Annotated in this window: 15 protein-coding genes; 10 read left to right on the forward strand and 5 right to left on the reverse strand. The window is 66.6% G+C overall.

Going from position 1 to position 16,835, the window contains the following annotated elements; all coding sequences use genetic code 11:
- The first annotated feature begins 81 nt into the window (after window positions 1-81).
- Genes msrB through RM96_RS22350 form a run of 5 tightly spaced genes read left to right on the forward strand, consistent with a single transcriptional unit; the run spans window position 82 to window position 2,613 of the window.
- Window positions 82-531, forward strand: a complete 450-nt coding sequence (msrB, locus tag RM96_RS22330) for a peptide-methionine (R)-S-oxide reductase MsrB (protein ID WP_039013760.1) — start codon at window positions 82-84, stop codon at window positions 529-531.
- 40 nt (window positions 532-571) lie between these two features.
- Window positions 572-1,111: a septation protein A gene (locus RM96_RS22335; RefSeq protein WP_039013766.1), complete on the forward strand. Its 540-nt coding sequence runs from the start codon at window positions 572-574 to the stop codon at window positions 1,109-1,111.
- A gap of 46 nt (window positions 1,112-1,157) precedes the next feature.
- The gene (locus tag RM96_RS22340) at window positions 1,158-1,472 is read left to right on the forward strand and encodes a BolA family protein (RefSeq protein ID WP_039013768.1); all 315 of its coding nucleotides are present in this window, start codon (window positions 1,158-1,160) and stop codon (window positions 1,470-1,472) included.
- A 4-nt stretch (window positions 1,473-1,476) separates the two neighbouring features.
- Window positions 1,477-2,271: a peptidylprolyl isomerase gene (locus RM96_RS22345; RefSeq protein WP_039013769.1), complete on the forward strand. Its 795-nt coding sequence runs from the start codon at window positions 1,477-1,479 to the stop codon at window positions 2,269-2,271.
- Window positions 2,272-2,322: 51 nt separating this feature from the next.
- Window positions 2,323-2,613 carry a hypothetical protein gene (locus tag RM96_RS22350; protein ID WP_039013771.1) on the forward strand — a complete coding sequence of 97 codons (291 nt, stop codon included), beginning with the start codon at window positions 2,323-2,325 and terminating at the stop codon, window positions 2,611-2,613.
- 366 nt (window positions 2,614-2,979) lie between these two features.
- On the opposite strand, the gene purL is transcribed toward RM96_RS22350, so the two are convergent.
- The 3 genes from purL to RM96_RS22365 all read right to left on the reverse strand — a co-directional run bounded on the left by purL (window position 2,980) and on the right by RM96_RS22365 (window position 9,425).
- Window positions 2,980-7,026 (reverse strand): phosphoribosylformylglycinamidine synthase, encoded by a 4,047-nt coding sequence (purL, locus tag RM96_RS22355; protein WP_039013772.1) that lies wholly within the window; start codon window positions 7,024-7,026, stop codon window positions 2,980-2,982.
- 190 nt (window positions 7,027-7,216) lie between these two features.
- Window positions 7,217-7,810, reverse strand: a complete 594-nt coding sequence (locus RM96_RS22360; protein ID WP_039013773.1) for a winged helix DNA-binding protein — start codon at window positions 7,808-7,810, stop codon at window positions 7,217-7,219.
- A 193-nt stretch (window positions 7,811-8,003) separates the two neighbouring features.
- Window positions 8,004-9,425: an FAD-binding oxidoreductase gene (locus tag RM96_RS22365; protein WP_039013775.1), complete on the reverse strand. Its 1,422-nt coding sequence runs from the start codon at window positions 9,423-9,425 to the stop codon at window positions 8,004-8,006.
- A 133-nt stretch (window positions 9,426-9,558) separates the two neighbouring features.
- On the opposite strand from RM96_RS22365, the gene RM96_RS22370 reads away from it, so the two are divergent.
- Window positions 9,559-10,485, forward strand: a complete 927-nt coding sequence (locus RM96_RS22370; RefSeq protein ID WP_039013776.1) for a LysR substrate-binding domain-containing protein — start codon at window positions 9,559-9,561, stop codon at window positions 10,483-10,485.
- 62 nt (window positions 10,486-10,547) lie between these two features.
- Here RM96_RS22370 and RM96_RS22375 read toward each other — a convergent pair whose 3' ends face one another.
- Window positions 10,548-11,168 carry a TetR/AcrR family transcriptional regulator gene (locus RM96_RS22375; protein WP_039013777.1) on the reverse strand — a complete coding sequence of 207 codons (621 nt, stop codon included), beginning with the start codon at window positions 11,166-11,168 and terminating at the stop codon, window positions 10,548-10,550.
- 82 nt (window positions 11,169-11,250) lie between these two features.
- On the opposite strand from RM96_RS22375, the gene RM96_RS22380 reads away from it, so the two are divergent.
- Both RM96_RS22380 and RM96_RS22385 read left to right on the forward strand, forming a co-directional pair.
- Complete coding sequence (locus RM96_RS22380) at window positions 11,251-12,780, forward strand: flavin-containing monooxygenase (RefSeq protein ID WP_039013810.1); 1,530 nt, start codon at window positions 11,251-11,253, stop codon at window positions 12,778-12,780.
- Window positions 12,777-13,751, forward strand: a complete 975-nt coding sequence (locus RM96_RS22385; protein WP_039013779.1) for an alpha/beta fold hydrolase — start codon at window positions 12,777-12,779, stop codon at window positions 13,749-13,751. Before RM96_RS22380 ends, RM96_RS22385 begins: the two co-directional genes overlap by 4 nt.
- A gap of 155 nt (window positions 13,752-13,906) precedes the next feature.
- Here RM96_RS22385 and RM96_RS22390 read toward each other — a convergent pair whose 3' ends face one another.
- The gene (locus RM96_RS22390) at window positions 13,907-14,293 is read right to left on the reverse strand and encodes a hypothetical protein (protein WP_039013780.1); all 387 of its coding nucleotides are present in this window, start codon (window positions 14,291-14,293) and stop codon (window positions 13,907-13,909) included.
- A 110-nt stretch (window positions 14,294-14,403) separates the two neighbouring features.
- On the opposite strand from RM96_RS22390, the gene RM96_RS22395 reads away from it, so the two are divergent.
- Window positions 14,404-15,129 (forward strand): Coq4 family protein, encoded by a 726-nt coding sequence (locus RM96_RS22395; RefSeq protein WP_039013781.1) that lies wholly within the window; start codon window positions 14,404-14,406, stop codon window positions 15,127-15,129.
- A gap of 270 nt (window positions 15,130-15,399) precedes the next feature.
- On the forward strand, window positions 15,400-16,755 hold the full coding sequence (locus RM96_RS22400) for an amidase (RefSeq protein ID WP_039013783.1): 1,356 nt from the start codon (window positions 15,400-15,402) through the stop codon (window positions 16,753-16,755).
- Window positions 16,756-16,835: the final 80 nt, after the last annotated feature.

The following is a 16,835-nucleotide window of genomic DNA, read 5'->3' on the forward strand; positions in this document are numbered from 1 at the left end:
GACGGCGAGCGGGCGCCAGCTGGTGTAAGGTTCAAGCTGCCGCCACGACCAATACGAGCCCCCAACCCGACAGGACTGAGCATGACCACGAAGAAGACCGATGCCGAGTGGCGCGAACAACTCTCCGACATCGAATATCGCGTGACCCGTGAAGCCGCCACCGAGCGCCCGTTCACCGGCCGCTACTGGGATCACTGGGATAACGGCATCTACCACTGCGTCGGCTGCGGCACGCCGCTGTTCGAATCGGCCACCAAGTTCGATGCCGGCTGCGGCTGGCCGAGCTATTTCCGGCCGATCAACGGCGAGGTGATTGCCGAGCACACCGACCGCAGCCACGGCATGGTGCGGGTGGAAGTCCGCTGCAAGGAATGCGGCAGCCATCTGGGCCACGTCTTCGAGGACGGACCCGCGCCGACCGGGTTGCGCTATTGCATTAACTCGGCTGCGCTAAAATTCGATGATCGCGACCCGGCAGAGCGTGCGGCGGATGCGTCCCACGCGCCCCGCGATCCCGATCCGCAACGCTGAGCGCCCCCTGCGCCACAGTTGCCAACCAAGACAAGCCCGCATGAAATTCCTGTTCGACCTGTTCCCGGTCATCCTGTTCTTCGCCGCCTTCAAGGTGGCGGACATCTACACCGCCACCGCCGTGGCCATCGGCGCCACGGTGCTGCAGATCGGTTGGGTATGGCTGCGCCACCGCAAGGTGGAGCCGATGCAATGGGTCAGCCTGCTGATCATCGGGGTGTTCGGCGGCGCCACGCTGGTGTTGCACAACGAGACCTTCATCAAGTGGAAGCCGACCGTGCTGTACTGGCTCTTTGCCGCCGCGCTGATCGGCTCCGTGGTCGGATGGCGCAAGAACCTGATCCGGGCCATGATGGAAAAGCAGGTCACCCTGCCCGACCCGGTCTGGGGCCGGCTCAACGCGGCCTGGGCCGCGTTCTTCGGCGCCATGGGCGTGCTGAACCTGTACGTGGCGTTTCAGTTCTCCACCGACGCCTGGGTCAACTTCAAGCTGTTCGGCAGCATGGGGCTGATGCTGGTCTTCATCGTCGCCCAGAGCATCTGGCTGTCCCGCCACATGCAGGAAAATACGCAGGACTGAGCCTGCGCGCCCGCTCTGAACCGAACCACACTGAAGGAAAACGCAAATGGCAGCCGATCCCGCCACCATCGAGGCGATGCTGCGTGACGCGCTCGCCCCGACCCACCTGAGCGTGCGCGACGACAGCGCCCTGCACGCCGGACATGCCGGCGCGGCATCCGGCGGGGGACATTACGATGTCACGATTGTCAGCGAGCGATTCGCAGGTCACACCCGCGTTGCGCGACACCGCATGGTGTATGATGCGCTGCGCGGTCTGTTCCCCGCGCAGATCCACGCACTGGCCGTGACCGCGTTCACCGATCAAGAATATCAATCCCGCGAACTTTCACGCGATTCTTCCCGCAACTCTCAGACCTGACTCCATGAAGACCACCGTCCTCTCGTTCAGCCTGGCGGCTGTGCTTGCAGCCGGCAGCCTGCCGGCCGTCGCCCAGAATGCCGCCGTCGTGAATGGCAAGTCCATTCCCTCGGCAAAGCTGGACAAGTTGATCGCCGGCACCGGCCAGCCCGACAATCCCGAGCTGCGGGACCGGGCGCGCAATATGCTGATCGACCGCGAACTGCTGCTGCAGGAAGCCAACAAGCGCGGCCTGACCCAGCGCGACGACGTGCAGGAACAACTGGAGCAGGCCAAGCTGAACGTGCTGGCCGGCGCGGTGTTCGAAGACTACGTGAAGACGCACGGCGCCAGCGACGCAGAGCTGCGCAAGCAGTACGACAAGATCAAGTCGCAGTTCGGCAATGGCAAGGAATACCACGCCCGCCATATCCTGGTGGAGAAGGAAGCCGACGCCAAGGCCATCATCGCCAAGATCAAGGCCGGCGCCAAGTTCGAAGACATGGCCAAGGCCTCGTCCAAGGATCCGGGCTCGGCAGCCAACGGCGGCGACCTGGACTGGGCCAACAGCAGCAGCTACGTGCCTGAGTTCTCGGCAGCCATGACCGGCCTGAAGAAGGGCCAGATGACCGATACCCCGGTCAAGACGCAGTTTGGCTGGCACATCATTGAACTGGTCGATACGCGCGACGCCAAGATCCCGTCGTTCGAAGAGGTCAAGCCGCAGCTGATGCAGATGATGATGGGCGACCAGAACTGGCAGCGCGAACAGTTCCAGGCCATGATGAAGTCCCTCAAGGACAAGGCCAACATCAAGTAAGCAGCGACCGGTTGCCCCCGCCGGCCTGCAAATCGAGAAGGATGCGGCAGCGTGGAGCCCACCGAAGGTTACTGGCAACTCTGGTATCTCACTTCCCGCGGCATGTGCTACTGCGCGCTTGCCTCGGCCTCGCTTGACGGCGCCGCCCCCGGGTGGCGCCAGTTGCACCCCCACCTCCCCCTGCGTGACCGCTACGCTCCCGAGAAGATCCTGCGCGCCGTCGTGGCGTTCAAGGAGGCTCGCGGTGAGATCGTGCCGACACCCGGCTGCGACCCCAGGCGGCTGCTTCATTTCGCGTATGCGTCGTGGAGTTCGCGGATGATGGCTCCGATCTATTCCTGAGCACGCAGGCAGCACGCCGCGCCCAGAAGAAGGATTCTTCGCCGGATCGCGGGCTTTGGTTCTTGGGGGCGTGGCTGTTTCGCCGGCGTAGCCGGCGACCTCCTTTTTGGCGCCGTCAAAAAGGAAGTCGCCCGGCAGGGCGAAACGGGACCGTCGACCTTCGACAGCTCCCAACCGCAGCCACTAACCTCAGGCGCACCAGTAGCGCCCCCCAAGACCCCAGCCCCACAAATCGGCGAAGAACCAAAAGAAAAGGCAGCGCCCGCCGTCCGTTTCCCGGACCACGGAACACTGCCTTCCTGCTGCCTTCGCGACGAAGGCAGGCGGCGGCAAAGGCGCCGGCTGGCGCCCAGCCTCACAACATCCTCAACCCACCCACTTGCGCGCGTTGCGGAACATCCGCATCCACGGGCTGCCGCCATCGGCCACCTGCTTCCAGGCGTCGGGCGCCCAGCTCATGGTGGCCGTGCGGAACACGCGCTCCGGATGCGGCATCAGCACGGTGAAGCGGCCGTCGACCGTGGTCACCGAAGTGATGCCTTCCGGCGAGCCGTTCGGATTGAGCGGATAGGTCTGCGTCGGCGCGCCGTGGTTATCGACAAAGCGCAGCGCCACCCTGGCCTGGCCGATATCGCCTTGCTGCGAGAAGTCGGCAAAGCCTTCGCCGTGGGCCACGACGATGGGGATGCGGCTGCCTTCCATGCCGGCGAAGAAGATCGACGGCGACGACTGCACTTCCACCGTGACGTAGCGTGCCTCGTACTGCTCCGACTGGTTGCGGGTGAACTGCGGCCAGGCGCCGGCACCCGGGATGATCGGGGCGAGGTTGCTCATCATCTGGCAGCCGTTGCACACGCCCAGCGCAAAGGTGTCCTGGCGGTTGAAGAAGGCCGCGAACTGCTCGGCCATCTGCGCATTGAACAGGATGGTCTTGGCCCAGCCTTCGCCGGCACCCAGCACGTCGCCGTAGCTGAAGCCGCCGCACGCCACGAAGCCGGAGAAGTCCGCCAGGTTGGCGCGGCCGGCAATCAGGTCGCTCATGTGCACGTCGTGCGTATCGAAGCCGGCGCGGTCCATGCTGTACGCCATTTCGATCTGCGAGTTGACGCCCTGCTCGCGCAGGATCGCCACGCGCGGACGGGCACCGGTCGCGATGAACGGGGCGGCGATGTCCTCGGCCGGATCGAAGGTCAGGACCGGGCTGATGCCGGGGTCGGCGGCGTCGAGCAGGCGGTCGTATTCGCTGTCGGCGCAGGCGGGGTTGTCGCGCAGGCGGGCAATGCGCCAGCTGACTTCGCTCCAGTTGCGCTGCAGGTCGGCACGCGAGGCGCCGAACACCTTCTTCGCATCGCGGTAGATCTCGATCTCGTCGCTGGCGTTGGGCTTGCCGACCACATGGCTACAGGCCGACAGGCCGGCTTCGCGCAGCACGGCGAAAACCGCGTCGCGATCCTGCAGGCGGACCTGCACCACCGCGCCCAACTCTTCGGAGAACAGCGCGCGCAGGGTCTGGTCACTGCGCCGCTCGGCGATCTGCTGCGCCCAGTTCTTGGCATCGCCGTAGTCCTGCTCCTGCTGCGGATCGAGCGCGAGCATGTCGACGTTGAGCGAGATGCCGCAATGGCCGGCAAACGCCATTTCTGCCAGCGCGGCCATGAAGCCGCCGTCCGAGCGGTCGTGATAGGCCAGCAGCTTGCCCTCGCGATTCAGGCGCTGGATCACATTGAAGAAGTTCTTCAGGTCTTCGGCGCTGTCCACGTCGGGTGCGCTGTCGCCGACCTGCTGCGTCACCTGGGCCAGGATACTGCCGCCCAGGCGGTTCTTGCCGCGGCCAAGGTCGATGCCGATCAGGACCGTGTCGCCTGCGTCGGTGCGCAGTTGCGGGGTGAGCGTGCGCTTGACGTCGTCCACCGCGGCAAACGCCGAGATGATCAGCGACACCGGCGCCACCACTTCCTTGTTCGCCTCGCCGTCCTGCCACTTGGTGCGCATCGACAGCGAATCCTTGCCCACCGGGATGCTGATGCCCAGTGCCGGGCACAGCTCCATGCCGACGGCATGGACGGTGTCATACAACTTGGCGTCCTCGCCTTCCACGCCGCAGGCGGCCATCCAGTTGGCCGACAGCTTGACCTTGCCGAGATCCATCACCGGCGCGGCGGCCAGGTTGGTCAGCGCCTCGCCGATCGCCATGCGGCCGGATGCCGGCGCGTCGATCACGGCCAGCGGGGTGCGCTCGCCCATCGTCATGGCTTCGCCGGCGTTGCCCTTGTAGTCCAGCGTGGTCACGGCCACGTCGGCCACCGGCACCTGCCACGGGCCGACCATCTGGTCGCGCGCGTTCATGCCGCCCACGGTGCGGTCGCCGATGGTAATCAGGAACGACTTGCTGGCCACGGTCGGATGGCGCAGCACGTCGCGCACGGCCTGCTCCAGGTTGAGGCCGGTCACGTCCACGGCGGGCAGCGGCTGCTCCACGCGCTTCACGTCGCGGTGCATGCGCGGCGGCTTGCCGAGCAGCACGTCCATCGGCATGTTCACCGCATGGTGTTCCTTGAGCGATGCATCGACATGCGCATCGACCAGCTCCAGCTGCTTCTCTTCCGTTGCCACGCCCACCACGGCGAACGGTGCGCGCTCGCGCTGGCACATGGCCTGGAATTGCGGGAAGCTGTCCGGCGCAATGGCCAGCACATAGCGCTCCTGCGACTCGTTGCACCAGATCTCGGCCGGCGACAGGCCGGACTCTTCCAGGTGCACCTGCCGCAGGTCGAAGCGCGCGCCGCGGCCGGCGCCGTCCACCAGCTCGGGGAAGGCATTGGAGATACCGCCGGCGCCCACATCGTGGATCGACAGGATCGGGTTCTCGTCGCCGAGTTGCCAGCAGGCGTTGATCACTTCCTGCGCGCGGCGTTCCATCTCGGGGTTGCCGCGCTGGACCGAATCGAAGTCCAGGTCGGCGGTGTTGGTACCGGTCGCCATCGAGCTGGCGGCGCCGCCGCCCATGCCGATGCGCATGCCCGGGCCGCCCAGCTGGATCAGCAGCGTGCCGGCCGGCAGCGGGTCCTTGTGCGTGTGCGAGGCATCGATATTGCCGATGCCGCCCGCGATCATGATCGGCTTGTGGTAGCCGCGCACGGTGCCGCCGACGTTCTGTTCGTAGACGCGGAAGTAGCCGCCGAGGTTGGCACGGCCGAATTCGTTGTTGAAGGCGGCGCCACCGAGCGGGCCGTCGATCATGATCTGCAGCGGCGAGGCGATGCGGTCCGGCTTGCCGGTCACGCCGGGCTTGTCGGCCGGATTGCGATGCGCCAGCGGCTGGCCGGCGTCGCGGTCGTTTTCCCACGGCTCGACGGCCTCCGGCAGCATCAGGTTCGACACCGTGAAGCCGGTCAGGCCCGCCTTGGGCTTGGCGCCGCGGCCAGTGGCACCTTCGTCGCGGATTTCACCGCCGGCGCCCGTGGAGGCGCCCGGGAACGGCGAGATCGCGGTCGGGTGGTTGTGCGTCTCCACCTTCATCAGCGTGTGGGTCAGCGCCTCGTGACGGCCGTACTTGTGGGCATCGCCGCGCGGGAACCAGCGCTCTGCCATGCCGCCTTCCATCACCGCCGAGTTGTCCGAATACGCCACGATCGAACCCTGCGGGTTGAGCTGGTGCGTATTGCGGATCATGGCGAACAGGGACTTGTCCTGCTCGACGCCGTCGATGGTCCAGGTTGCGTTGAAGATCTTGTGGCGGCAGTGCTCGCTGTTGGCCTGCGCGAACATCATCAGCTCGACGTCGGTCGGATTGCGCTCCAGCTTCGCGTAGGCGTCGACCAGGTAGTCGATCTCATCTTCCGAGAGCGCCAGCCCCATCGCCACGTTGGCTTCGGCCAGCGCGCTGCGGCCGGCCGAGATGTCGATGAAGCGCAGCGGCTTGGCCGGCAGTTCCTGGAACAGGCCGGCGGCGTCTTCGCGCGTGGCGATCACGGTCTCGGTCATGCGGTCGAACAGCAACGCGGCGACGGCGGCGCGGGTGTCCGCATCCAGCGTCTTGCGCCCGCGCAACAGGCCCTTCTTGCAGACCACGGTGATTTCCATGCCGCGCTCGATGCGGTGGATATGGGTCAGGCCGCAGTTGTGGGCGATGTCGGTGGCCTTGCTTGCCCACGGCGAAATCGTGCCAAACCGCGGGATCACGACGAAGCGGTCGCCCTCGGGCTGGGCGGCAAACGGCGCGCCGTAGGTCAGCAGCGCGGCAATGCGCGCCTGCTCTTCGGACGACAGCGGCGTGTCGGAATCGACAAAATGCAGGAACTGGCCGTGCACCGATTCAATATCGGTGTCGATTTGCCTGAGAGCGGTGAGCAGGCGTTGCTGGCGGAAGGCGGAAAGCGCCAAAGCGCCGGGGAAGCACGAGAAATGCGCCATGATCGTTGCGGTCGGGAGGCGTAGGGAGGTAGGGGCTGCAGCTTGCCGGCACCGCTGCGTGGGGTGCCGGCCGGCGGGAAACCGCTATTGTACCTTGCCGGGCCCCGGATTTTGCACTGCGCCATCATGGCGATGCCGTGTGACGCGCCGCCGTGATAATGCTTATGCATCACATTCGATGAACTGCCGGCTATAGCGACGTGGCTGATCGCGCTGCCTGCTCGTACAGGCCTGTCAATACGCGCATCAGGCGCGCCAGTTCGCCAATCTCCTCATTCTCGCTGCTGCCTTCCGTGAAATTGCTGGTCAGGCACTTTTCGCGGATCTCGCGGTAGCGGGCGCAGGCCTCGGTGCCTTCCGGCGTGGTGGTGTAAGTCGCCTCCTTGCCCACCCGCTCTCCTACCACAAGCCCCAGGGCCTGCAGCTTCTTCAGTGCATAGGTCACCAGGTGGGTGTCTTCCACATTGAGCACGAAGCAGATGTCGGCCAGCCGCTTGGCGCGGCCACGGTGGTTCACGTGGTGAAGCACCAGGACATCGAGGAAGGTCAGGTCGCGCACGCCAGCCGCGCCCATGCAGCGGACCACCCATCGGCTGTAGGCGTTGTAGGCCGTGTTCAGGCCGAACTCAAACTCGGACAACTCGGGGCTGCGGACCGATACCAGATGGGACGATGACACGATATTGGTCCCTGCGGCCCGCGACAAACTCGTCGCCGTCGTCGCGGCCTGCGCGTCGGGGACATGGGCGGCCGCCTGGCCGGACGCGACTGGCTTGCGTGCCATGCGAAAAGCTCCTTGCTGGATGGATGCCGGCAACGCCCGGTGAAACCTCCGAGGCGTTGCAAGTCAGAATCTTGCCTGACCATCCCGGATTATGCCGTAGCGCGGCGCTCGCACGTGTCCCGAACCAGCTCGATTGCGCTCCCGTGGCCACCGGGACCGGGGACGCGCCAGGTGGCCACCGCCGCCGTGAGGATCAGCGATTCTCTGAAGCTGCCGGCCCGGAGCCAGGGTGGATATTCTGGTTCAGGCGAAAGAAGTTGGCCGGGTCGTACTTGTTCTTGATCTCGACAAGCCTTTGATAGTTCTCGCCATATGCGGCCCGCACCCTGTCGTCCCCCTCCTCGCCCAGGTTGTTCACATACACCCCGCCCGTCGAGAACGGCCGCATGGCGTTCCACGCATCACGCGCCCACCGTATATTCGCTTCATCGTCTGCCGGATCGTCCCAGATCGAGATGGGGAAGCAGTCGTAGCGCGCATCGCGGTTCACGTAGGGCGTTTCCGTCCTGGGAACCCGGGCAATCGCGCCGCCAACCTGTTGCAGAACCAGCAGCGGCATGGCGCCGGGCGCGTTCGCGTAGGCATCGAGCAGCGTATCGATGGCTGCATCGGTAAGCTCGCGCACGAACTGCGCCTTCCAGTAGTAGCGGCGCCCGCGCGGAAAGATCGCGTCGCCGGCGCGCTGGATCTGCAGGTAAGGGGTTTCCGCAAACCGGCACTCTGCCGGGGTTCCATAGTCGCGCAGCGGCGCGAGCGCCCGCTCGCCTTCCGCGACCGGCCCGGCATAGCATGCCGAGAGGCTCAGGAAACGCTCGCCGGACGGCGTGGTCACCAGGGCAGCGTCGACGCTGAGTTCGTCCGGCGCCCGGCTGGCAAATGCATGGTAGAAGCGCAAGGCGTCCCGCGCCTGCTCGTACCGATGCAGCGCGGATCCGGCCAGGAGCGTCGGCCCGACGGGATGAAGCCGGTACTCGAACGCCGTCACGATGCCGAAGTTCCCGCCGCCACCCCGAAGGCCCCATAACAGTTCCGCGTTCTCGGTGGCGCTGGCTCGCAGCATGCGACCGTCGGCCAGCACGATCTCGGCCGCGATGAGGTTATCGCATGCCAGGCCATGCTTGCGGCCCAGCCTGCCGAAGCCGCCGCCGAGCGTGAGCCCCGCGATGCCGGTATCGCTGTTGACCCCCATCGTCGTCGCCAGCCCGTGCGCCTGGGTCGCGCTGTCGAATTCGCCGAGGCTCAGGCCGGCATCCGCACGCGCAATGCGGCGCACCGGATCGACTTCGATCCGCTTCATGCGCGACAAATCGATCACGATGCCGTCGTCACAGACGGACAAGCCGGCGACATTGTGGCCGCCGCTGCGTACCGCCATCAGATAGCCGCCCGACCGCGCAAACGCCACGGCACGGCTGACATCGGCGGCATCGGCGCAATAGACGATCAATGCCGGTCGCTTGTCGACGGCGCCGTTCCAGACCTTGCGTGCCGTGTCATAGCCGTCTTCACCGCGCAGGATCGCTTCGCCGTTCAGGCTTTGGCGGAATCGGTCCACGCCAGGGCCGGCATGCTCCGGCCCGCTTCCGGCACTCCCCGAGATGAGATGCGTATCCATGCTGTCCCTTTCCATGTCCGGCCTGGCGCCCCCGTGCGCGCGGTCTCCGCTTACAAGCTTGACGCAAGCCGGAAACGAAGCAAGCTCGAAGAACTCAGCTGGCAGATGAGCTTTGCTCACCTACACTCGGAGCATGCGCAAACTGCCACCGCTACGCTCGCTGCGCGCTTTCGAGGCCGCGGCCCGGCACAGGAGCTTCAAGGCTGCTGCGGCGGAGCTCGGTGTGACGCCGACAGCCATCAGCCATCAGATCCGGCTGCTGGAGGAAACCTGCGGCCAGACGCTGTTCCAGCGGCGCCCCCGCCCGCTGGCCCTGACGAGCGCAGGCGCGCAGCTGTTTCCGGCACTGCGCAATGGCTTCGATGCACTGGCGAGCGCGGTGGCGTCGATTGCGGCGAGCGGCCATGAACTTCCGCTGCGCGTGTCGAGCCCGAACGCGTTTGCAAGCCGGTGGCTGGTCCCCCGGCTACCCGAGTGGCGTGCATTGCACCCTGGAATCCCGCTAGAGATCATTGGTACCGATGCGGTCCTGGACCTGCGCGCCGGCGACTCCGATATTGCAATCCGCTATGCGCGAACCTCGCCGGCCGACCTTGTCGTGCAGGAAATCTGCCGGGACGCCTTCTTCCCCGTTTGCCGGCCGGAACTGCTCGCCATGGATGGCCGGCCCGTCCAGCGCGCCGCGGATCTTCTGCGCTTTCCCCTGATCCATTTCGACTGGATGAACCGGGATCCGGACGCCCCCACATGGCGCAACTGGATGGCTACGGCGGGAATGATCGATCCCACCCTGATGGGCCTCTCCAACCCGTGCTGCCTGAGATTCCGCGAGGAACTGCATGCGATCGACGCCGTGGTTGCCGGACAGGGGATCGCGATATGCAGCGATGTCGTGGTCGGCAACGAACTGAGCGCGGGAACACTGATCAAGGCGCATCCGCTTTCGTTGCCGGGCTATGGCTTCTACCTGGTGGCAACCGCTGGTCATCCGAGGCAGGCGTCCATTGACGCCTTCGCGGGCTGGATCCGGTCGACGGCGTTGAAGACCGAGCTGAGATAGCGCCGATCCTGTGCATCATCCGGCACCAGGCTGCCCACGCACGTGCGGCGGCAGCCCGCCGGTCAAGCCACTGGCTTGCGGGTCAGCACCAGCGCAAGCTGCAGCGCGGTGCCGGAAACGGCGTCGATCGGGGGCGTATAGCCTTCGCGTATCCAGCGCAGCGCGACATGCATGATTCCGCCCGCGACGCCAGCCAGCAGCAACGGATCCGGTTCCTGCCCGGACGGCAGCAGCACCTTCGCCAGCAAGCCGCCCAGTGCGTGCAGCGAGGCATCCAGCGCCTCATCGACCAGCTTGCTGACGCCCTGGATCTCCACCAGGAAGACCCGGGCCGAGCGCGGCTCGCACTGGAGCGCGCCGAAATAGGCCTGCAACATGGCCAGCGCGCGCCGCCGACCGCCGCCGCCGGCATCCTCGGCCGCACGCGCGATGGTCTGCAACAGCGCGTCGGTGGCGGCCTCGAAGGAGGCCGCCAGCAAGGCTTCGCTGTTGGGGAAGGATTCGTAGAAGTAGCGCTCGGTCAGGCCGGCCGCCTCGCACACCGCCTTCACGGTGGAGTTCTGGTAGCCGCGCTCGCCGTAGACCTGGATGGCCGCGGTGACAAGCTGGCAACGGCGCTGGGTGCGCCGCTCGTCGGCTGCTGCGCCGCGATAGCGACGCGCGGGGGAAGGCTCGGTCGTCATGGCGCCATTATGACATTCCCTATTGTCAGATGGCATCTGACAACCTATGGTGTCAGAAGCGTATCTCATCCGGGTTGCCACCATGACTGCCACTCCCCCCGACGACGCACTGCTCGATGTCCTGATCGTAGGCGCCGGCCTGTCCGGGATCGGCGCCGCCCGGCAACTGCAGCAGCGCTGTCCCGGCAAACGGTACGCCATCCTTGAGGCCCGGGAGGCCATGGGCGGCACCTGGGACCTGTTTCGCTATCCAGGCATCCGCTCGGATTCGGACATGTACACGCTGGGCTACCGCTTCAAGCCATGGAAGGGCGCAAAGGCCATTGCCGACGGTCCGTCCATCCTGGCCTATATCCGCGAAACGGCCGAGGAAGCCGGCATCACCCCGCATATCCGCTTTGGCCACAAGGTCGTCAGCGCGGCGTGGGATAGCAGCGAGGCCTGCTGGACGGTCGAAGCCGAGCGGAGCGCGGACGGCTGCCGGTTGCGCCTGCGCGCACGCTTCCTCTACGTATGCGCCGGCTACTACAGCTATGCCGAGGGCCATCGCCCGGCCTTCGCCGGCGAGGAGGCCTTTCGCGGCCGCATCGTGCATCCGCAGTTCTGGGACGAATCGCTGGACTACGCCGGCAAGCGCGTAGTGGTGATCGGCAGCGGCGCCACCGCGGTCACGCTGGTGCCCGCCATGGCGCGCAGTGCCGCTCACGTGACCATGCTGCAGCGTTCGCCGACCTACATCGTCGCCCGCCCCGGCGAGGATGCCATCGCGCGCAAGCTGCGCCGCCTGCTGCCTGATGGCCTGGCCTATGGACTGACGCGCTGGAAAAATGTGCTGCTGGGCATGTTCTTCTACCAACTGGCGCGCCGCAAGCCCGAGCAGACCAGGCAACGCCTGGTCGCCATGGCGGCCGGCCAGCTCGGCCCCGGTTTCGACGTCGACACGCACTTTACGCCGCGCTACAAACCCTGGGACCAGCGCGTCTGCCTGGTGCCTGACGGTGACCTGTTCCGCGAGATTCGCGACGGCCGCGCCACGGTCGTCACCGATACGATCGAACGCTTCACCGAGGACGGTATCCTGCTGGCCTCCGGCAAGGCTCTGCCGGCCGACATCGTGGTGATGGCCACCGGGCTGAAGCTGAACATGCTTGGCGACATCGCCCTCACCGTGGACGGCCAGCGGCGCCTTCCGGCCGAATCGATGGCATACAAGGGCATGATGCTCAACGACGTGCCCAATATGGTGCTGGCCTTCGGCTACACCAATGCCTCGTGGACCCTGAAGGCGGACCTCACCGCCGAGTATGTGTGCCGGCTGTTGCGATACATGGATCGCCACCGGCACCGCATCGCGGTACCGCGGAGCGACCCGGCACTGCGGGCCGTGCCCTTCCTGAGCTTCACCTCGGGCTATGTGCAGCGCGCGGCCGGCGTGCTGCCCAGGCAGGGTGACCGCAGGCCGTGGCGCGTGTACCAGAACTACATCATGGATATGCTGACCATCCGCCATGGCCGCATCGCCGACGGCGTGCTGCAATTCGACGCGCCTCGCGCCGCACAGATGCGGCACGCGGGGCAACCAGACCTGGTCGGCGGCGAGGTGCGACCATGAACGTCCTGCTCGCACTGGTGCTTGCAATTGCAGCCCTGCTGCTCGCGCTCGCCGCCCTCCTCTTCCTCTTCACCCGGCGCACGGCACGGCGTGTCGAAGCCGCGTTGCCGCCCGCGGGCCGCTTCGTCGACGTGCCCGGCGCACGCCTGCACGTAGTCGAGCGCGGCCAGGGCCCGACGCTGCTGTTGCTGCATGGCCTGTCCGGGCAGCTCGGCAACTTCAGCTACGGCATGATCGAGCCGCTGGCGCGGGACTTCCATGTGGTGGCGGTGGACCGACCGGGCGCGGGCTATTCCACGCGCTCGCCCGGCGCCGGCGCGGACCTGCCGGCGCAAGCCGACGTTCTGGCGGCGCTGATCGACAAGCTCGGGCTGGACCGGCCGCTGGTGGTGGGCCACTCGCTGGGCGGCGCGATCGCGCTGGCGCTGGCGATCGGCCACCCCGGCCGCGTCGGCGGACTGGCGCTGGTGGCACCGCTGACGCATCCGCCCGGCGGAATTCCATCGGTGTTCAAGGCGCTGACCATCGCGCGCCCCTGGGTGCGCCGGCTGGTGGCCTGGACGCTGGCCGTGCCGATGTCGATCGCCCGTAGCGAACAGGTGATGGAGATCGTCTTCGGCCCCGATCCCGTGCCCGCCGATTTCGCCACCCGCGGCTACGGCCTGCTGGCGCTGCGTCCCGGCCATTTCATCGCCGCCTCGGAAGACCTGATTGCCGCGGGCCACAGCCTGCCGCCATTGCTGCCGCGCTATGACGCGCTGCGGCTGCCGGTCAGCATCCTTTTTGGCCGCGACGACCGCATCCTTGACCCGGCGCAGAACGGCGAGGCGCTGGCCGCCAGAGTGCCCGGCGCCACCCTGATCCTGGTGACGGGCGGGCATATGCTGCCGATCACCGCTGTCGACACGACTGTGGAATTCGTGCGCAAGTCAGCAGCACGCTTGCAGGAGGTCAGCCTCGTGCCTGCCTGAGCCCGGTCTGGGGCCGCGCCGCCGCGCATCGGCCTGCGCACCTCATGCGGGCCTTTGGTTGTTCGTCAGAGCATTTGGCAACATTCACACGTATGCAGACAGGAATTTCCGCACCCCGCGGCCCGGCCCCTGCAGGTCGAGGGGCGCCTCCACCCTTAGCGCGCCGTTCCCGGCTTGCAATCCTCCACCATGCCCGCTACGCGACCCGGGCTCATCAGCGGATGCCACTCCCCGGAACTGCGGATCTCGACATCCGTGCCGCGCGGGGCCTGGCGCAGGCTGATCAGGTGGAAATAGCGGGTGTCGGCGCTTTCGGCGCGGCCGACCCGCACGTCCACCTTGCCCGGTTCGGGATAGGCGACGATGCTGGCATCTTCCTTGAGCCTGCCCTTCAGGCAGAGCACCAGGTCACTGACGCTGGCGTCCGAATGGATGCGCCTGGGCTCCTGTGCCTGGATGTAGTCCGCGCTGGCGCCGCCGGCGCAGGCCGCGAGCAATGGCGCCGCCATGGCGGCGATCAGCAATATGCCTGTTCTGTGCATGCATTCTCCCGTTGTGGATGCGTCCACGCTTGCGATAAGCGAACGCGTTGTGAAAACCGTAATGCTCGCCATACCTCGACCCCCAGCAATCTGCCACAAGGAGCCAGCCAATGACCACCACAATTGCCCCCGATCCCTACAAGCGTGATTTTTCTACGGCATTTGGCGCCATCCGCAAGCTGCTGGCGAACGGGCATGACACGACGCAGGTGTTTCTCATCATGCGTGCGCTGAACGGCCCGTCCCTGCCGAAGAACTTCGCGCGCCTGCTGAGCACGCCCGAAGGCCGGCGGCTGGTCTATCTCCGCACCGAGCTGGCGGAGCGACTGTCCGACCCGGCCTGCATCGTAAGCTTTGCCCCGGGCACGGTGGGCGCGGTCTATCGCGCCTTCCTGGAGAAGACAGGCTACAGCGCGGCGGAGCTGGCCAGGATCTCCAACCTCGACGGCGAGCCACTGGTCGAGGACGCCTACGCATGGCTGCGCCGGCGCACGCGTGACATCCACGATATCTGGCATGTGCTGACCGGCTACCGCGCCGACGAGAGCCTGGGCGAGGCGGCGCTGGTGGCCTTCAGCTACGCCCAGACCGGCGGCCTGGGCTGGGCCTTCATCGCGGTGTCGGCGGCCCTGAAGAGCTTGCGCGTCAGCGGCAGCCTCGCTTTCGCGCGCGCCGTGCTGGAAGGCTATCGCCTTGGCCGCCGGGCGCGGTGGCTGCTGGCCGAGGACTATGAAACGCTGCTGCACGAACCGATTGACGCGGCGCGCGCACGGCTGGGCATCGCCGAGCCGACACGGTATCTCGCCTGTCATCCGGCCGAGGAATGGCACGCCTAGATTTCGTGATTTTTCAATGGGTTATCGCGTCACACGCAAGACAGAATCCGCAGTTCAGGTATGTGAGATGGCGGGTACTGAGATTTTGCCGTCAAATTCACCGCCACCGGAAGCTGGCCTCCGGCATCAGGACTCGATAATATCCGAGAGATATATTGACCCAGGTGCTGATTGATTGCCGTTTTACGAACGATGCCGATAGTTTCCGAGGGGCACCTTATTGGCAAATCATGAGCATGACCACGGCCTTCCCTTGCCCCGACGCCACAGATGCTCCCTGACCTGAACACCCTGCACACCCGTCTGCGCGAAGGCGCGACCAGCCGCGCCGACATCATCGATGCCGCGGCCTCGGCAGCCGCCGCGCCTGCCGCACAGGCAGTCTTCCTGCACACCACATTCGACGCGGCAGCGCAGGTCGCCCGTGCGGCCGATGCCGCAAGCCTTGCCGGAAAGACCCTGCATCCGCTGGCCGGCCTGCCGGTCTCCGTCAAGGACCTCTATGACGTAGCCGGCGAGGTCACCCGTGCCGCTTCCGCCGTCCGGCACGACGCAGCGCCAGCCGCTGCGGACGCCGCCGTGGTACGCCGCCTGCGCGATGCCGGTGCGGCCCTGGTCGGACGCACCAACATGACGGAGTTCGCGTTCTCGGGTGTTGGCATCAATCCCCATTTCGGTACGCCGGTGAACCCCGCTAGTACCGACGGCGTCGCCCGGATTCCCGGCGGCTCGTCGTCCGGCGCGGCGGTTTCGGTGGCGCTGGGCCTGGCCGTTGCCGCGCTCGGCAGCGACACCGGCGGCTCGATCCGCATCCCGGCAGCGCTGTGCGGCATCACCGGATTCAAGCCCACTGCCCGTCGCGTTCCGCTGACCGGTGCGTTTCCGCTGTCCTACACGCTTGACACCGCCTGCGCCATGGCGCGCACCGTCAGCGACTGCGTCGTGGTCGACAGCGTGATTGCCGATGACGCCGTGGTGCCGCGCGTCACCGCTGCGGCCGCGATCCGGCTGGCAATCCCCCGCCAGTATCTGCTGGACGACCTGGATCCCGTCGTTGCCCGCGCCTTCGACCGCGCCCTGGGCCGGCTCTCGGCCGCGGGCGTGCACGTGGAGCATATCGACCTGCCGGAACTGGCCGAACTGCCTGGCCTGAATGCCGGCGGCGGCTTTTCGGCCGCCGAGGCATTCTCCATCCATCGGCAGGTCATCGCCACCCGCCGAGAGCTGTATGACCCGCGTGTGGCCTCCCGCATCGACCGCGGCGCCGCCATGAGCGCAGCCGACTATGTCGACCTGGCCCGTGCGCGCATCGACTGGATCGCACGCGTCGAAGCTCGCCTGGCACGCTTTGACGCCGTGGTATGTCCCACGGTACCGATGGTGGCGCCCGCCATCGAGCCGCTGCGCACCGATGATGCGCAATTCTTCCGCACCAATGCGCTGCTGCTGCGCAATACGTCGGCCTTCAATTTCCTCGACGGCTGCTCGATTTCCCTGCCCTGCCATGCGCCCGACGAGCTGCCGGTCGGGCTGATGCTGTCGCACGGCCCGATGCGCGACGCCCAGCTGCTGGGCACGGCCCTTGCGTTGGAAAGCATCGTGCAACCCTCACAGCGCGACGACTGAGCCTGCCGCGCCAGTGATCTTGACCGGCGGCCTTGCTGCCGGCACCAGGTAGTACTCACGCAGTACAACAGCGCTTGCGC

This window comes from Cupriavidus sp. IDO, assembly GCF_000812465.1.
Taxonomy (GTDB): Bacteria; Pseudomonadota; Gammaproteobacteria; order Burkholderiales; family Burkholderiaceae; genus Cupriavidus.